The organism is Actinacidiphila glaucinigra (assembly GCF_900188405.1).
Taxonomy (GTDB): domain Bacteria; phylum Actinomycetota; class Actinomycetes; order Streptomycetales; family Streptomycetaceae; genus Actinacidiphila; species Actinacidiphila glaucinigra.
In genome coordinates this window covers 245,124-259,919 of record NZ_FZOF01000004.1, presented here as the reverse complement: position 1 = coordinate 259,919, position 14,796 = coordinate 245,124, and the positions used below count along the sequence as shown (strand labels likewise).

General features: G+C 72.5%; 14 protein-coding genes and 1 riboswitch. Of the genes, 9 read left to right on the top strand and 5 right to left on the bottom strand.

The features are described 5' to 3' along the window. Window positions 1-35 precede the first annotated feature (35 nt). Window positions 36-1,043: an aldo/keto reductase gene (locus CHF15_RS10190; protein ID WP_089223345.1), complete on the bottom strand. Its 1,008-nt coding sequence runs from the start codon at window positions 1,041-1,043 to the stop codon at window positions 36-38. 633 nt (window positions 1,044-1,676) lie between these two features. Continuing rightward, a riboswitch (cyclic di-AMP (ydaO/yuaA leader) is annotated at window positions 1,677-1,868 on the top strand. A gap of 2 nt (window positions 1,869-1,870) precedes the next feature. Between CHF15_RS10190 and CHF15_RS10185 the strand changes: the two genes are divergently transcribed. From CHF15_RS10185 to CHF15_RS10175, 3 genes are all read left to right on the top strand, one after another. Further along, entirely contained in the window at window positions 1,871-3,007 is a 1,137-nt protein-coding gene (locus CHF15_RS10185; RefSeq protein WP_089223344.1) for a transglycosylase family protein, read from the top strand. Between the two features lie 208 nt (window positions 3,008-3,215). After that, the gene (locus CHF15_RS10180; RefSeq protein WP_089223343.1) at window positions 3,216-4,031 is read left to right on the top strand and encodes an SAM-dependent methyltransferase; all 816 of its coding nucleotides are present in this window, start codon (window positions 3,216-3,218) and stop codon (window positions 4,029-4,031) included. Continuing rightward, entirely contained in the window at window positions 4,028-6,184 is a 2,157-nt protein-coding gene (locus CHF15_RS10175; protein ID WP_089223342.1) for a putative bifunctional diguanylate cyclase/phosphodiesterase, read from the top strand. Before CHF15_RS10180 ends, CHF15_RS10175 begins: the two co-directional genes overlap by 4 nt. On the opposite strand, the gene CHF15_RS10170 is transcribed toward CHF15_RS10175, so the two are convergent. Next, a complete protein-coding gene (locus CHF15_RS10170; protein WP_089223341.1) occupies window positions 6,181-6,984 on the bottom strand; it encodes an alpha/beta fold hydrolase in 804 nt (267 codons plus the stop codon). The two genes, CHF15_RS10175 and CHF15_RS10170, sit on opposite strands and share 4 nt — an antisense overlap. Window positions 6,985-7,117: 133 nt before the next feature. On the opposite strand from CHF15_RS10170, the gene CHF15_RS10165 reads away from it, so the two are divergent. The 5 genes from CHF15_RS10165 to CHF15_RS10145 all read left to right on the top strand — a co-directional run bounded on the left by CHF15_RS10165 (window position 7,118) and on the right by CHF15_RS10145 (window position 10,927). After that, entirely contained in the window at window positions 7,118-8,458 is a 1,341-nt protein-coding gene (locus CHF15_RS10165; RefSeq protein ID WP_089223340.1) for an aminotransferase-like domain-containing protein, read from the top strand. Between the two features lie 135 nt (window positions 8,459-8,593). Then, the gene (locus tag CHF15_RS10160) at window positions 8,594-8,977 is read left to right on the top strand and encodes a hypothetical protein (protein ID WP_089223574.1); all 384 of its coding nucleotides are present in this window, start codon (window positions 8,594-8,596) and stop codon (window positions 8,975-8,977) included. Next, window positions 8,974-9,960, top strand: a complete 987-nt coding sequence (locus CHF15_RS10155) for a transcriptional regulator (protein WP_143681548.1) — start codon at window positions 8,974-8,976, stop codon at window positions 9,958-9,960. Before CHF15_RS10160 ends, CHF15_RS10155 begins: the two co-directional genes overlap by 4 nt. A gap of 80 nt (window positions 9,961-10,040) precedes the next feature. After that, on the top strand, window positions 10,041-10,433 hold the full coding sequence (locus CHF15_RS10150) for a roadblock/LC7 domain-containing protein (RefSeq protein WP_089223339.1): 393 nt from the start codon (window positions 10,041-10,043) through the stop codon (window positions 10,431-10,433). Between the two features lie 119 nt (window positions 10,434-10,552). Continuing rightward, complete coding sequence (locus CHF15_RS10145) at window positions 10,553-10,927, top strand: hypothetical protein (RefSeq protein ID WP_089223338.1); 375 nt, start codon at window positions 10,553-10,555, stop codon at window positions 10,925-10,927. Window positions 10,928-11,020: 93 nt separating this feature from the next. Here CHF15_RS10145 and CHF15_RS10140 read toward each other — a convergent pair whose 3' ends face one another. After that, entirely contained in the window at window positions 11,021-11,461 is a 441-nt protein-coding gene (locus CHF15_RS10140) for a hypothetical protein (protein WP_143681547.1), read from the bottom strand. A gap of 343 nt (window positions 11,462-11,804) precedes the next feature. On the opposite strand from CHF15_RS10140, the gene CHF15_RS10135 reads away from it, so the two are divergent. After that, the gene (locus CHF15_RS10135) at window positions 11,805-12,983 is read left to right on the top strand and encodes an acyl-CoA dehydrogenase family protein (RefSeq protein WP_089223336.1); all 1,179 of its coding nucleotides are present in this window, start codon (window positions 11,805-11,807) and stop codon (window positions 12,981-12,983) included. Window positions 12,984-13,044: 61 nt separating this feature from the next. Here CHF15_RS10135 and CHF15_RS10130 read toward each other — a convergent pair whose 3' ends face one another. Next, on the bottom strand, window positions 13,045-13,476 hold the full coding sequence (locus tag CHF15_RS10130; protein ID WP_089223335.1) for a hypothetical protein: 432 nt from the start codon (window positions 13,474-13,476) through the stop codon (window positions 13,045-13,047). A gap of 215 nt (window positions 13,477-13,691) precedes the next feature. Further along, window positions 13,692-14,753, bottom strand: coding sequence for a LacI family DNA-binding transcriptional regulator (locus tag CHF15_RS10125; protein WP_089223334.1), 1,062 nt, complete (start codon window positions 14,751-14,753; stop codon window positions 13,692-13,694). Window positions 14,754-14,796 lie beyond the last annotated feature (43 nt).

Genomic DNA, 14,796 nt, shown 5'->3' with positions numbered 1-14,796 from the left:
GTGGGGTCCGGCCCGTCCTCGGCTGCGGAGAGGTCCTACGGGATGCGGACGCCCGCCTCGGCGGAGAGGCGGTCGATCTCGGCGAGCTCGTCGGCGCCGAGCGGGCCCGCGTCGAGGGCGGCGAGGTTCTGGTCGAGCTGGGCGACGCTGCTCGCGCCGATGAGCACGGAGACGACCCGCGGGTCGCGCAGCACCCAGGTCAGGGCCAGCTGGGCCAGGGTCTGGCCGCGCTCGCCCGCGAGCTTGTCGAGGGCGCGCAGGAAGGTGAGCTTCCGCTCGGTCAGGGCGTCGCGCTTGAGGAAGTGGCCCAGCGCCATCCGCGAGTCGGCGGGCACGCCGCCCAGGTAGCGGTCGGTGAGCTGGCCCTGGGCGAGCGGCGAGTACGCGATGAGGGCGGTCCCGGTGTCGCCGACGGCGTCGAGGACGCCGTCCTCCGGGTCGCGCTGGAGGATGCTGTAGGCCGCCTGGTGGATCAGCAGCGGGGTCCCCAGCTCGCGCAGGATCTCCGTCGCGCGGCGGTGCGCCTCGGCGGGGTAGTTGGAGATGCCGGCGTAGAGGGCCTTGCCCTGGCGGACCGCGGAGTCCAGGGCGCCCATGGTCTCCTCCAGGGGCGTGTCCGGGTCGAAGCGGTGCGAGTAGAAGACGTCCACGTAGTCCAGGCCCATGCGGCCCAGGGACTGGTCGAGGGAGGACAGCATGTACTTGCGGCTGCCCCACTCGCCGTACGGACCGGGCCACATGTCGTACCCGGCCTTGGTCGCGATGAAGAGCTCGTCGCGGTACGGGCGGAAGTCCTGGGCGAGGAGCGTGCCGAAGTTGGCCTCGGCCGAGCCCGCGGGCGGGCCGTAGTTGTTGGCCAGGTCGATGTGGACCACGCCGCGGTCGACGGCGCGGCGCAGCACCGCGCGCTGGTTCTCCAGCGGCGAGGTGTCGCCGAAGTTGTGCCACAGGCCCAGGGACACGACGGGCAGGAGAACCCCGCTGCGCCCGGTCCTGCGGTAGTCCATCGAGGCGTAGCGGTCGTCGGCGGCGAGGTAGGGCACGCGAGGGCTCCTGGGCGATGTAAGAAAATGTGCGGGATTGGGAGGCTACCGTCGCCGAATCGGCGCTGTCACGTCCCTTTTCCGCGCGCGGGCCGCCGTCCGCGCCCCTTCTCGCCCCGCCGGAGCGGCGATTGTGGCGCACACCACACCGCGGGCCGGGCCGGATGGGACGCATCCGGGAATCGCCGGCCGCCCCCGGCGGTTGGCTCAGGGGGTGTTCGTCCGGGCGGGCCCTCAGAAGGGCGCGGTCGGGGGCGGGTTGGACTGGAACACGTCCTTCCTTATCCGGCATTGAGGTATCTAACCGGACATATGCGCCCACAGTGCATGCGTAATACATCGTTGCGTGATGGGTGTCACGTGCCGGACACGCAGCGCAGGCTTCGGGCGACGCACCGTCTAATTTCGCCGCTGAATTTCACCGGGCGATATCACGCGATTACCGAGGGCCAATTTTTCGCCTACGCAGAGCGGACGCTTCTCACGTAAAGTCACAGAAGTAATTGATCGACTTGCGGTCTGCCGGGGGGCGTGATTCCGCTCCTTGCTCCGGAACGATTCCGTCGTTTAGCTTCCAGATCTCGCAGGACAAATGCCTGCGAGATTCTTCCGGGTGGAACGCCTAGTCCTGCCGCTGCCCGGACGCCGGATGACAAGACCGCACGGCAGGAGCGGGGGACCCAGGTAGTTTGCCGTTCCCGTTGGTCTCGGGACGGCTAGGGGTGAAGTCGCAGCGACATGCCTTGATTTGGCGTGCCCCATTGCGGCCGGGCATCTCCAGCCCGAACCCGACAGCTTACCTCGCAGGCGTCGGAGAGGAATTCGGCATGCCCGGTAAGGGAAAGCACCGTCGTCCGCGGAACACCCGCATCACCCGTATCAGCGCGCTGGCCGGCACCACCGGTGCGGCCGTGGCGCTCCCGATCGTCGGCGCCACCGGTGCCCACGCGGCTCCCGTGAGCGTCTGGGACAAGGTCGCGGCCTGCGAGAGCACCAACAACTGGTCCATCAACACCGGTAACGGCTTCTACGGCGGCCTGCAGTTCACCCAGAGCACCTGGGCCGGCTTCGGCGGTACGAAGTACGCCCCGCGCGCGGACCTGGCGACCAAGGCGCAGCAGATCGCGACCGCGGAGAAGGTCCTGGCGACCCAGGGCCCGCAGGCCTGGCCCGTGTGCGGCCCCAAGGCCGGTCTGACCAAGGCGATGGCCAACCCGTCGGCCACCCCGGAGAGCGTCTCCGGCACGGCCGCGAAGCCGGCCGCCAAGCCCGCGGCCCCCGCCAAGAAGGCCGAGGCGCCGAAGGCCGCCACCGCGCCGAAGAGCGCCGGCGGCTCCTACGCGGTCGCCGGCGGCGACACCCTCTCCAAGATCGCCGACGCCCGTTCGGTCGAGGGCGGCTGGCAGAAGCTGTACGCCGACAACAAGTCGGTCATCGGCGGCAACCCGAACCTGATCTACCCGGGCCAGGTCCTGTCCCTCGGGGAGAAGGCCGCCGCCAAGCCCGCGCCGAAGGCCGCGAAGGCCGCCCCGGCCGCCGTCAAGGCCGCCAGCACCTCCGGCTACACCGCCCCGCTCGACCGCGTCACCCTGGGCACCGCCTACCACCAGGCCGGCGCCATGTGGTCCAAGGGCTACCACACCGGTGTCGACTTCATCGCCTCGACCGGCACCAAGGTGAAGTCGATCGCCGCCGGCACCGTGGTCTCTTCGGGCTGGGGCGGCTCGTACGGCAACCAGGTCGTCGTCAAGCACGCCGACGGCCGGTACTCGCAGTACGCCCACCTGTCCTCGCTGTCGGTCTCGGCCGGCCAGACGGTCTCGGCCGGCCAGCAGCTGGGCCTGTCGGGCGCCACCGGCAACGTGACCGGTCCGCACCTGCACTTCGAGGTCCGCACCACCCCCGACTTCGGCTCCGACATGGACCCGCTGGGCTACCTGCGCGCCCACGGCGTCAACGTCTGATCGAACTGATCCACCGTCATCCGGCGGTAGCCTGTGCCCTGTTCCCCGCTTGTTGGGAACAGGGCACATGCCTTTGGTCTGTGACCGAAAACGGATCGAATATTTCCATTTCTTGTTTCCTCTCGAACGGTCGATCAGTAGCCTCTGTCGCACGTGGTCGTGTCCACGACCATGTGCCCCGATCGCCGACGACGAGCTGGAGCCGTTGATGGAGCGTCCCGCCTGGGCACCGCAAGGCATCGATCTTTCCGTGCCGAGCGTGTCCCGCATCTACGACTACTACCTCGGCGGCTCGCACAACTTCGAGGTCGACCGGGAGGCCGGACGGCGGGCCATCGAGGCATTCCCGGGGCTGCCGAAGATCATGCAGGCCAACCGGGCGTTCATGCGCAGGGCCGTGCGCTTCTCCGTCGACCAGGGCATCACCCAGTTCCTCGACATCGGCTCCGGCATTCCCACCTTCGGCAACGTCCACGAGGTCGCCCAGGCCGCCAGTCCCGGCGCCCACGTCGTCTACGTCGACCACGACCCGGTCGCCGTCGCCCACAGCCGTGCCGTGCTGGAGGGCGTCGAGCACGCCGCCATCGTCGCAGCCGACCTGCGTTCGCCCCGCGACATCCTGGACAGCGCGGAGGTGCGCGGGCTCATCGACCTGGAGCGCCCGGTCGCGCTGCTGCTCGTCGCGGTCCTGCACTTCCTCGAGGACGCTGACGAACCGGCCAAGGCGGTGGCCGAGTTGCGGGAGGCCATCGCCCCCGGCAGCCTGCTGGTCGTCACCCACGCCTCGGTCGAGGGAGGTCCGCGCAGACCCGAGGAGGGGGAGCGGGTCGAAAACGTCTACCGCAGCGCGAGTTCACCGCTGATCATGCGGTCCCGGGCCGAGGTGGAGCGCTTCTTCGACGGCTTCGACCTCGTCGAACCCGGCCTGGTCTCCGCGCCGTTGTGGCGCCCCGACGGCTCGGACGACGACGAGCTCGACCCGGTCGTCTTCAGCGGGTTCGCGGGCGTCGGCCGCAAGGCGTGACCGTGACCAGAGAACCCGGCCCGGAGCCGGAGCCCGCCGACAGCCTGCGGCGCTTCGCGATCATCTGGAGCCGGGCGATCTACCCGGCCACCGCCACCTCCATGACGCGCGGCGAGTTCGAGGAGTACCTGCTCCCGCTCGCCGCGCGTCTGAACGCCACCCTGCGCGCACAGCCCTTCGACCCCCGTCCGGCCGCGGAGGTCGGCGCCGCGCTGGTGGCCGCGCACTGCACCGACCCCGCCGCGCTGGCGCGGATCCTCGACGTCGTCGACGCCTACCTGCTGCTGTACTGCCCGCCCGGCCCCGCGCTCCCGTCCGAGGAGAGCCGTACCCGCTGCAACCGCCTGCAGCACTGGGTGGCCGCCGGGTACACCCGGGCCCTGCAGGAGCGCACGCGGACCGAGCAGGAGGCACTGTCCCGTGCGGCGCTGGCCGCCCGGGCCGCCACCGAGCAGGCCCTGTACGAGAGCGAGGTCCGCTTCCGCGCGGTCTTCCAGGGCGCCTCCATCGGCATCGGCATCGCCGACATGGACGGCCGCATTCTGGACGTCAACGCCGCCCTCACCACCATGTTCGGCGGCCTGGAGCGCCACATCCGCAGCCGGAACGTCTACGACTGGGTGCACCCGGACGACGCCCCCGAGGTCTGGGAGATGCAGCGCCAGCTCAACCGGGGCGAACGCGACCACTACCGCATGGAGAAGGCCTACTACCGGCCCGACGGCACCGTCCTGTGGACCAATCTGACGGTCTCCCTGCTGCGGGACGCCGGCGGCGTCCCCCAGTACATGCTCGCGCTGATGGAGGACATCACCGAGGAGCGCCTGCTCAGCGAGCGGCTGCGGTACGAGGCCACCCACGACGCGCTCACCGGCCTGGCCAACCGGAACCTCTTCTTCGAGCGTCTGGAGCAGACGCTGGACGGCCCCGACGGCGTGGGCGTCGGCGTCTGCTACCTCGACCTGGACGGCTTCAAGGACGTCAACGACAGCCTCGGCCACGCCGTCGGCGACCGGCTCCTGGTCGCCGTCGCCGAACGCCTCCAGGCCTGCGTCACCTCGCCCGACCAGCTCGTGGCCCGCATCGGCGGCGACGAGTTCGCCGCCCTGGTCGTCAACCCCGCCAGCCGCGCCGACATCACCGGCCTCGCCGACCTGATCCTGGCCGCGCTGGCCGACCCGATCCGGATGGACGGCCGCGACCTGTCCGTACGGTGCAGCATCGGCATCGTCGAGGGCCAGGCCGGCTCCCTGGGGCCCGCCGAGGCGCTGCGCAGCGCCGACATCACGATGTACCGGGCCAAGGCCGCGGGCGGCAACCGATTCGAGCTGGCAGACCCCGACTCCGACGCGCGCGCCATCACCCGGCACGGGCTGACCAACCGGCTGCCGACGGCCCTGGAACGCGGCGAGTTCTTCATCGAATACCAGCCATTGGTGCGGCTCGGCGACGGCAGTGTCCGGGGTGCCGAGGCACTGGTGCGCTGGTGCCACCCGGTGCACGGGGTGCTCGGCCCCGACCAGTTCATCCCGCTCGCCGAGAGCACCGGGCTGATCGTGCCGCTCGGCCACTGGGTGCTGCAGCAGGCCGCCTGGCAGGCCCGGGACTGGCAGTTCCCGCGCAGCGACGGCCATCCGCTGCGGATCAACGTCAACCTCTCCCCGGCCCAGCTCGGCCACCCCGGCCTCGTCCCGGAGACCCTCGCGGTGATCAAGGACGCCGGGCTGGAGCCGACCGCCCTGTGCCTGGAGGTCACCGAGAGCGCCTTCATCGGCGCCGACGAGGAACTGATGCGCCCGCTGCGGGAGTTCGCCGAACTCGGGATGGCCATCGCCCTCGACGACTTCGGCACCGGCTACTCCAATCTGGCCTCGCTGCGCCGGCTGCCCATCACCACGCTCAAGCTCGACCGCTCCTTCACGCGCGGGATGCAGCAGCAGCCCGCCGACCCGGTGGACGTGAAGATCGTCGAGATTGTCGTCGATCTGGCGCACACCCTCGGGCTGTCGGTGACGGTGGAGGGCGTGGAGACCGGCACCCAGGCCGAGCACCTGCGGGCGCTGGGCTGCGACACCGCGCAGGGCTGGTACTACGCCCGGCCCGGGCCGCCCGAACGCCTCCACTCGCTCTCCCTGGTCGACACCACGACCTAGCCGGGCGCGCCGAGGAACCGCAGCAGCGCGTCGTTGAACTCCTCGGGGCGCTCCAGGTTCGGCAGGTGCCCGGCGCCCTCGACGACCACGAGGCGCGATCCGCGGACGGCGGCGTGCATCGCCTCGGCCTCGGCGACGGGGGTGTACACGTCGTCCCGGCCGACCACGATCAGTGTGGGCACCCCGACCGCGGCCAGCACGGCCCCGTAGTCGGGCCGCCGGGCGCGGCCGCGCAGGGCCGCCGCGGCGCCCTCGGGGGAGGTGCCGCGCATCATCCGCAGGACGTGTGCGGCCACTTGGGGCAGCGCGGTCACGTTGCGGGGCGCGATCATCCGGTCCAGCACCTCGTCGGCGTAGCCGGACATCCCCTCGGCGGCCAGCCGCTGCGCCATCGCCTCGCGCGCCCGCCGGCCCTCCTCCGTGTCGGCGCCGGGGAAGGTGTCGGCGAGCACGAGCCCGGTCACCCGGGCGGGGAACAGCCGCTGGAACTCCATGACGATCTGACCGCCCATCGACAGCCCGCCGACGACCGCCTCAGGAACGCCCAGGTGGTCCAGCAGGGCGGCGACGTCGCGGGCGAAGGTCTCCAGCGGGGTGACCCCCGGGACGACCTCGCTCGCACCGTAGCCGCGCAGGTCCGGCACGATCACCCGGCGGCCGGCCGCCGCGGCGGCGGCGGCCTGAGGTGCCCACATCGAGCGGTCGAAGGGGTGGCCGTGCACCAGCACCAGAGGTGTGCCCGGGCCGTCCCCCTCGTCGTCGTACGCCAATGTGACGCCGTTGACCACTGCCGTCGCCAAGGGGGTCTCCTCGCCTCGCATGTGCCCCCTTCCGCAAGGGAGTTGAGCGTGATGCTAGGTTCCCCTCCCTGATCGGTGCAATAGGATCTTTGCTCTCGGTGCAATGTCAGGATTGCCTCAAGGGGGAACACCGATGGACGACTACCGCACGGTCGCGGACGCCGTCGCCGCCGACATCGCCGCCGGACGCCTGCGTCCCGGCGACCGGCTCGCACCGCAGCGGGCGTTCGCGCGGCGGCACGGGATCGCCAACTCCACGGCGATCCGCGTCTACGCCGAACTCGCCCGCCGCGGCCTGGTCGTGGGAGAGGTGGGGCGCGGCACCTTCGTCCGTGCCACGCCACCCGTCGACGGGCCCGCCCTCGCCGAGCCGGCACCCCAGCGGATCGACCTGGAGCTCAACCACCCCGTCGCCGAGGGCCAGTCGCAGTTGCTCGCCCCGGGGCTCGCCGCACTGCAGCGGCCCGACGTCCTCGGCGCCGCGCTGCGCCCGCTCACCGCCGCGGGCACCCCGGGCGCACGCGAGGCCTTCGCCGACCTGCTCGCCCGCGGCGGACCGCGTCCCGACCCGGGACGGCTGCTCTTCGCGGGCAACGGCCGCCAGGCCATCGCCGCCGCCCTGGCCGCGCTCGTACCGCCCGGCGGCCGTCTCGCCGTGGAGGCGCTCACCTATCCCGTCGTCAAGGCCCTCGCCGCACGGCTCGGGATCTCCCTCGTCCCCGTCCCCTCCGACGAGCACGGGATGCTGCCCGCCGCCCTCGCCGAACTCCACCGCGCCGCCCCGCTGCACGCGCTCTACACCCAGCCCACCCTGCACAATCCGCTCGGCGTCACCATGCCGGACGGCCGCCGGGGCGAACTCGCGGACACCCTCGGCCTGCTGGGCCTGCACGCCGTCGAGGACGCCGTCTGGGGGTTCCTCGCCGCGGACGCCCCGCCGCCGCTCGCGGCGTACGCCCCCGACCGCGTGGTCCTCGTCGACAGCCTCTCCAAGCGGCTCGCCCCCGGGCTCACCGTCGGCGTCGCGGTCACTCCCCGGGAGCTTTCCGCCCCGGTTTCCGCGGCCCTGCGCTCGGCGGGCACGGCCGCCTCCGGCTTCGCGCTGGCCGTCGCCTGCCGGTGGATCGCCGACGGGGCCGTGGACGCGGTGGTGGCGGCCAAGCGGCGCGACGCGGCCGCGCGGGCCCGTATCGCCGCCGAGCGACTCGCCGGGTTCTCGGTCACGGCCGATCCGCGCGCCTGCTTCTGCTGGTGGCGGCTGCCCGGCCGCTGGCGCGCCGACACCTTTGTCGCGGCCGCCGCCCGGCAGGGGATCGCCGTCACCCCGGCCGCCGCCTTCGCCGCGGGCCGCGGCGGCGCGCCGCACGCCGTACGGATCGGCCTGGCCTCGCCGTCGCCGCAGGTCCTGGGCGAGGCGCTGGACGTCCTCGCGCGGATCGCCAGGAGCGGCCCCGAGGACAATTGCGCCGACTGATCACAAGCGGCGGCGAATCCTAGCGAGTCGCCCGCACATGCCACTGGAAAATGCCCCAACTCACCTTTTTCGCGTACGGGATGAGTAACGTTCCGTGCTGTTCCGTATACCAGAAGTCGCGGCGAAGGGGTGCGCGTGCCCGGCATAGACGAGTGCCTTTCCGAGGCGCTGGCGATTCCAGGTGTGCTCGGGGCGAGCGTGGTCGACTGGAGCAGCGGCCTCCTCCTCGGGGCGGTCGGGCAGGAACCGGGACACGGTCACGAGGCGGCCGCGGCGGACACCACCGAGGCGGCACGCGCGGTCGTGGAGAGCGGCACCTTCACCGCCAAGGAGTCGGGAAGGGTGCCGGTCGAGGACATCATCATCACCGCGCCGGGGAGCTACCACCTCATCCGCTTCCTCGACACCTCCTTCGACAGCGACGTCGTCCTCTACCTGTGGCTGGACCGGTCGATGGCCAACCTGGCCGTCGCCCGGCTCGGACTGCAGTCCATCGCCGAGCGGCTGGTGCTCGTATGACGGGCGCGGAGGCGGCGCGGCCGGCGCTGGCCGTGCGCGGCCTTCCCCGGCGCATTCCGGCGCGCGGCGGCGCGCAGGCCCAGGTCCGCGCCGGGGTGGTGGGCGCGTACGCCTTCACCGCCGCGCTGGCCAGGCTCGCCGAGGCGAGGGCCAGCGGAGCGCTCTACGGCTCGGCGGGCGCGGTCTACCTGCGCGACGGGGCGATCGTCCACGCCGAGAGCCCCTGCGCCCCCGACCTCGGGGTACGGCTCATGGCCTGCGGACTGCTCTCCCCGGACCAGTGGCGCGAGGCGGTCACCACCGCGAGCGCCGAGCGCGGCGTCGGCGGGCACCTCGTCGACACCGGGCGGGTGGCCCGCGGGGAACTGGAGTTGTGCCACCTGCTGGCGCTCTTCGACGCCGCCTACTTCACGCTGCTGCCCGACTCGGAACCCGACCGGTTCCAGCCGGGGGCCACCTCCCGGCTGGGCCCGATCTCCCGGGCGGTCCCCGCGCAGCGCGTGGCCAGGGAGGCGCAGCGGCGGCGCGCTCAACTGGAGCGGGCCTGGCCCTGGGACGACACCGACGCCGGCCCCGTCGTCCCGCGCTCCGAGGGCGAGGTGCGCGGCGGCCGGGCCAGGGCCCCCACCCCCGGTCAGCTGGCGGTGCTGGCGGCGGCGGACGGATCCCGTACGCCCGTGCAGATCGCCTGGCACCTGGGACGCTCCGCCTTCGCGACCCTGCTGGACGTACGCCGGCTGGCCGCGACCGGCCGGATCAGCATGCCGGTCCGCGCCCAGGCACCCGCGGTGCCGGCTCCCGCGCGCCCCGTGGTCCCGCCGGTACCGCCCGCACCGCCCGCACCGCCCGCGCCGGTGGTGCCACCGGTTCCGGTGCCGCCGCCCCCGGCCCACGGCGGACCGCAGCCGGCGGTCCCGCCGTCCTCCGATCCCTCAGTCGCCCTGTTGCTGCGACTTCGTGCCGCCCTGGAGGCCCACCTGTGAGCGCCCTGCCGACCCGCCCGGCGCCCGCCGAACGACCGTGGAGGAAGGCTCTGCGGCAGCTCGCCGGAAGGAGACAGCTGGTGGCACTCGAAGCCGACGTACTGGCCGAACTCCGGAGCCTGCGGGCGAGGGTGCCGCACCTGACGGGCGGGCTCGTCGCCAGCGTCGACGGCCTGGTCGTCGCACACGACCTGAGCGGTCCGGAGCCGGAGGGGGTCGCCGCGCTGACCGCCGCGGCGCTGGGCGTGGCCGCCCGCATCACCGAGGCCACCGAATGCGGCGGCTTCCGGGAACTGCTCGTCAGGGGGGACCGCGGCTACATCGCCGCGTACGCGGCCGGCGGCGCCATGGCCCTCGCCCTGGTGGCGGGACCCGGCTCCAACGTGGGCCGCCTGCATCTGGAGGCCCGTCGATCCAGTCGACGGATCGAGGATCTCGTCGACCTCGCGCTCCAACGTCAGGAGCGGAAATGACCGTACGACCCGGCTCATCAGCCGACAAGCCGCCGGGCACGGGACGCGGCCGCGCCGTCGCCACCGGACCCAGGCATTCGTCACGTCAGAGAACTCAACCCCAAGGAAGCGAGACCGCAATGGCCAACACCGAGACCGCGCTGAAGGATGTAATGACGTCGATCGAGGGCGTCCTGGGCGTCGCTCTCGTGGACTACGGCAGCGGCATGGCCCTGGGCACCCTCGGGGGCTCCAAGGACCTCGACCTGACCGTCGCGGCCGCGGGCAACACCGACGTCGTCCGCGCCAAGATGCGCACGATGGAGATGCTCAACCTCAAGGAGCACATCGAGGACATCCTGATCACGCTCAACACCCAGATCCACATGATCCGGCTGTTGACCGGGCGTTCGGGCAAGGGCCTGTTCCTCTACGTCGCGCTGGACAAGGACCGCGCGAACCTGGCGATGGCCCGCCACCAGCTCAGGCGGATCGAAGCGGACCTGGAGGTCTGACCCACCCCCCCCGGAGCCCGCGGCCGACGGCGGCCCGGCACACCACGCGCAGGCCGACGTGTGCCGGGCCTCGCCCTGCCGGGCCGAGGTCCGCTAGCGGCTCGCGGAGGACGAAGGGGCCGAGGGGGCCGCGGACGAGCCGGCGGAGTGGCCGTGGTGCGCCCCCTCCTCGACCCTGCCGCCCAGCTTCTCCCGCACCGGCTCCAGCGCCTCGGGGTCGGCCTCCACCACCCAGCGCTCGCCGATCAGGTAGGAGCCGCCGTACGGCTCCGCCTCCTCCAGCCACGACTTCTGGCCGGCGGAGCTGGTGAAGGTGAGCATCACGTAGGCACCGCGTGCCGTCGTGCACGCCCCCTGGCGCAGGTCCTCCACGTCGGTCTGCAACTGCGGGGTGCAGCCGACGGCCTCGCCGATCCGCTCCAGGGCGACCGGCCCGCCCGCCGCATCCGTGTCCTGGCCGCCGCAGCCCGTCACCGCCAGCGCGACGACCGCCACCGCGGCCACCCTCGGGACCCACGTACGGAACACGGACACCGGCATCACCTTTCCTCGACTTCCGACGCGGGTTGCTCACGTCCCGCACGCGCACCACGCGCGCGACGACGTTAACCCGAATGGCCCATCCACCCGTACAGCCTTGCGAAAAGCCGGCCACCGGGTGTGCGGTATGGAAAAATCCGCCGACGCACGCCTCGGAGGGCCTGGCACCCCGTGACTCCGACGCCTCCGATCGGGCATACTCCAACGCGCCGAAGCCGCAGGTCGGACCATGCCGTGACCCGGCGGGAGACCATCGGTCGACGGTCGACAACCCGGTAGCGCCGCCACACCCTGAGCGGACGCCGCCGCAGCGCCCGACAGGGAGGAGAGTGCCGCCATGTCCCACGACGGCCTTCAGCCGGTGGACCGACAGCTTCCCACCGAGGAGGCCCGCGACCTGCTCGCGCTCGTACGCGAGCTGGCCCAGCGGGAGATCAAGCCCAGGGCGGCCGAGGAGGAGGACGCCGGCGTCTTCCCGCGCGAGGTCTTCCGCCTCATCGGCGAGGCGGGGCTGCTCGGACTGCCCTACCCGGAGGAGTACGGCGGCGGTGGCCAGCCGTACGAGGTGTACCTGCAGGTGCTCGAGGAACTGGCCGCGGCCCGGCTCACGGTTGGCCTCGGCGTCAGCGTGCACACCCTGGCCTGCCACGCGGTCGCCCACTACGGCAGCAAGGAGCAGCGCACCGAGCACCTGCCCGCCATGCTCGGCGGCTCCCTGCTCGGCGCCTACTGCCTCTCCGAGCCCGCCGCCGGCTCCGACGCCGCCTCCCTGCGCACCCGGGCCACCCGCGAGGGGGAGGCGTGGCGGATCGACGGCACCAAGGCGTGGATCACCCACGGCGGTGTCGCGGACTTCTACACGGTGCTGGCCCGCAGCGGTGCCGAGGGCGCGCGCGGCATCACCGCGTACCTGGTGCCCGGCGACGCGCAGGGCCTGACCGCGGCGGTCCCGGAGAAGAAGATGGGCATGAAGGGGTCGCCCACGGCCCAGGTGCACTTCGACGGCGTGACCGTCCCCGACAGCCGCCGCGTCGGCGACGAGGGCCAGGGCTTCACCATCGCCCTGTCCGCCCTCGACTCCGGCCGCCTCGGCATCGCCGCCTGCGCCATCGGCATCGCCCAGGCCGCCCTCGACGAGGCGCTCGCGTACGGGATGACCCGGCAGCAGTTCGGCCGTCCCGTCGTGGACTTCCAGGGGCTGCGCTTCATGATCGCCGACATGGCCACCAAGATCGAGGCCGGCCGGGCGCTGTATCTCGCCGCGGCCCGGCTGCGGGACGCGGGCCGCCCGTTCTCCCGGCAGGCGGCCATGGCCAAGCTGTTCTGCACGGACGCCGCGATGCAGGTCACCACGGACGCGGTCCAGCTGCTCGGGGGATACGGCTACACCGCCGACTTCCCCGTCGAGCGGTACATGCGGGAGGCCAAGGTGCTGCAGATCGTCGAGGGCACCAACCAGATCCAGCGCATGGTGATCGCCCGCAGCCTCGCCGGCCCGGAGAGCAAGGAGCGCTGACACGACGGTGCCGCGCCGCCCGGCGGGGCGGCGCGGCACCGTGCGTACGCGGTGGGCGCGGTCAGGCCGCGCGCTGGAACGGTACGCGGATCGGCCGCGAACCGGGGCCGCCCACGTGGGAGAACGGCTGCGTGCGCCAGTCCAGCCCGGCGGGGAGCGTCAGCAGCGCGCCCCATTCGAGGTCCTCGCCCCGGGCGTCGTCGTCGGCCGGCGCGATCTCGGGGGTGGGACGGCCCGAGCCGGGGCAGACCGTCAGCCCGAACGGGTTCCACGGCGAGGCGCACAGCGCGTGCTGCGGCAGCACGTCCTCGTCGGCGAGGAGCGCGATCGGGCGGGCACAGTCGGGGCAGTGCACCCGGAAGATCTCATAGCCCTCGTCGTCGAAGTCGGCGTCGTCCGCCGTCAGCAGCTCGAACGGCTCGCGACGTTCGTGCTCCTCCTCGAGCACCGTCAGCGTGCGTTCGCCGCGGCTGTGTCGTGCGTGGGTGCGCATGGGTGCATCTCCCCCTCAGAAGAACGCCCACCAGCGGGGCCGGCCGGGCTCTTGGCCTCGGCCATAGCGAGCATTTCCCGCCTCGCGCCCGTGGTAATCGCCGCCACTCCGAAGAGCGTTGACATCGGGTGTGGCCTTCGTCACATCGCCGCCCCAAGGGGTGCCCCGTGCCCCCGGGGACGACGCCGTGCGCCCGCTCCGCGCCCTTTCGGGCGTCAGCCCGCGGGTGTCGCCCCGGGTTCCCGCGGGGACGCCGTGCTCTTCCTGACGACCAGTCTGACGCCCAGCTCCATACGGGTGTTGCTCTTGTCGCCGGCCTCCTCGGGCTGCGACAGCCGGAGCAGCATCCGGGCGGCCTCCTCGGCCATCTCGACCAGCGGCTGGTTGACGGTGGTCAGCGACGGGCTCGCCCACTGGGCGAGCGGGAGGTCGTCGTACCCCACCACGGACAGGTCGCGGGGCACCTGCAGGCCCTTGACCCGGGCGGCTTCCAGGACGCCCAGCGCCTGCAGGTCGCTGCCCGCGAAGATGGCGGTCGGCGGGTCCGGCTGCTCCAGCAGGGCGAGGGCGCCGTCGTGACCGCCCTGGACGTGGAAGTCCCCGTAGCGGATCAGGTCGTTGTCGACGGCGAGTCCCGCCATGCCCATGGCCGAGCGGAAGCCGTCGAGGCGGGCCAGGGAGCACAGCATGTCGTCGGGTCCGGTGATGATCCCGATGCGGCGGTGGCCGAGGTCGATCAGGTGTCGGGTGGCCGCCACGCCGCCGGCCCAGTTCGCCGAGCCCACGGACGGGACGTCGGGCTCGGGGTCGCCCGCCGGATCGATGATCACGAAGTTGATGGCCCGTGAGCGCAGCTTGCGCTTGATGTCGTCGGGCAGCGAGGAGAAGACCAGGACGACGCCGAGCGGGCGGCGGCGCAGCACGCCCTCGATCCACTCGGGGCCGGGCGCGTGCCGGGTGCCGCTCTCGGTGAGCACCACGCTCATGTTGCGGCTCTTGGCGACGTTCTCCACGCCCCGGATGAGCTCCATCGCCCAGACGCTCTCGAGTTCGTGGAAGACGATCTCGATCAGCCGCGACTCGGGCTGGGTGGGGGCGGGGCGCTGGTAGCCGTTCGCCTCCAGCAGGCGTTCGACCTTGCTCCGGGTCGGCGCGGCCACATCGGGACGTCCGTTGAGCACCTTCGAAACTGTCGAAAGTGACACGCCCGCTTTCGAAGCCACATCGGCCAAGGTGATCCGGCCCTCGGTCTCATCATCACGCATGCGGCACAGGATAGAGCACCGCCGTTCGGTAACGGTTTGGTCGCGTCAATTCCAC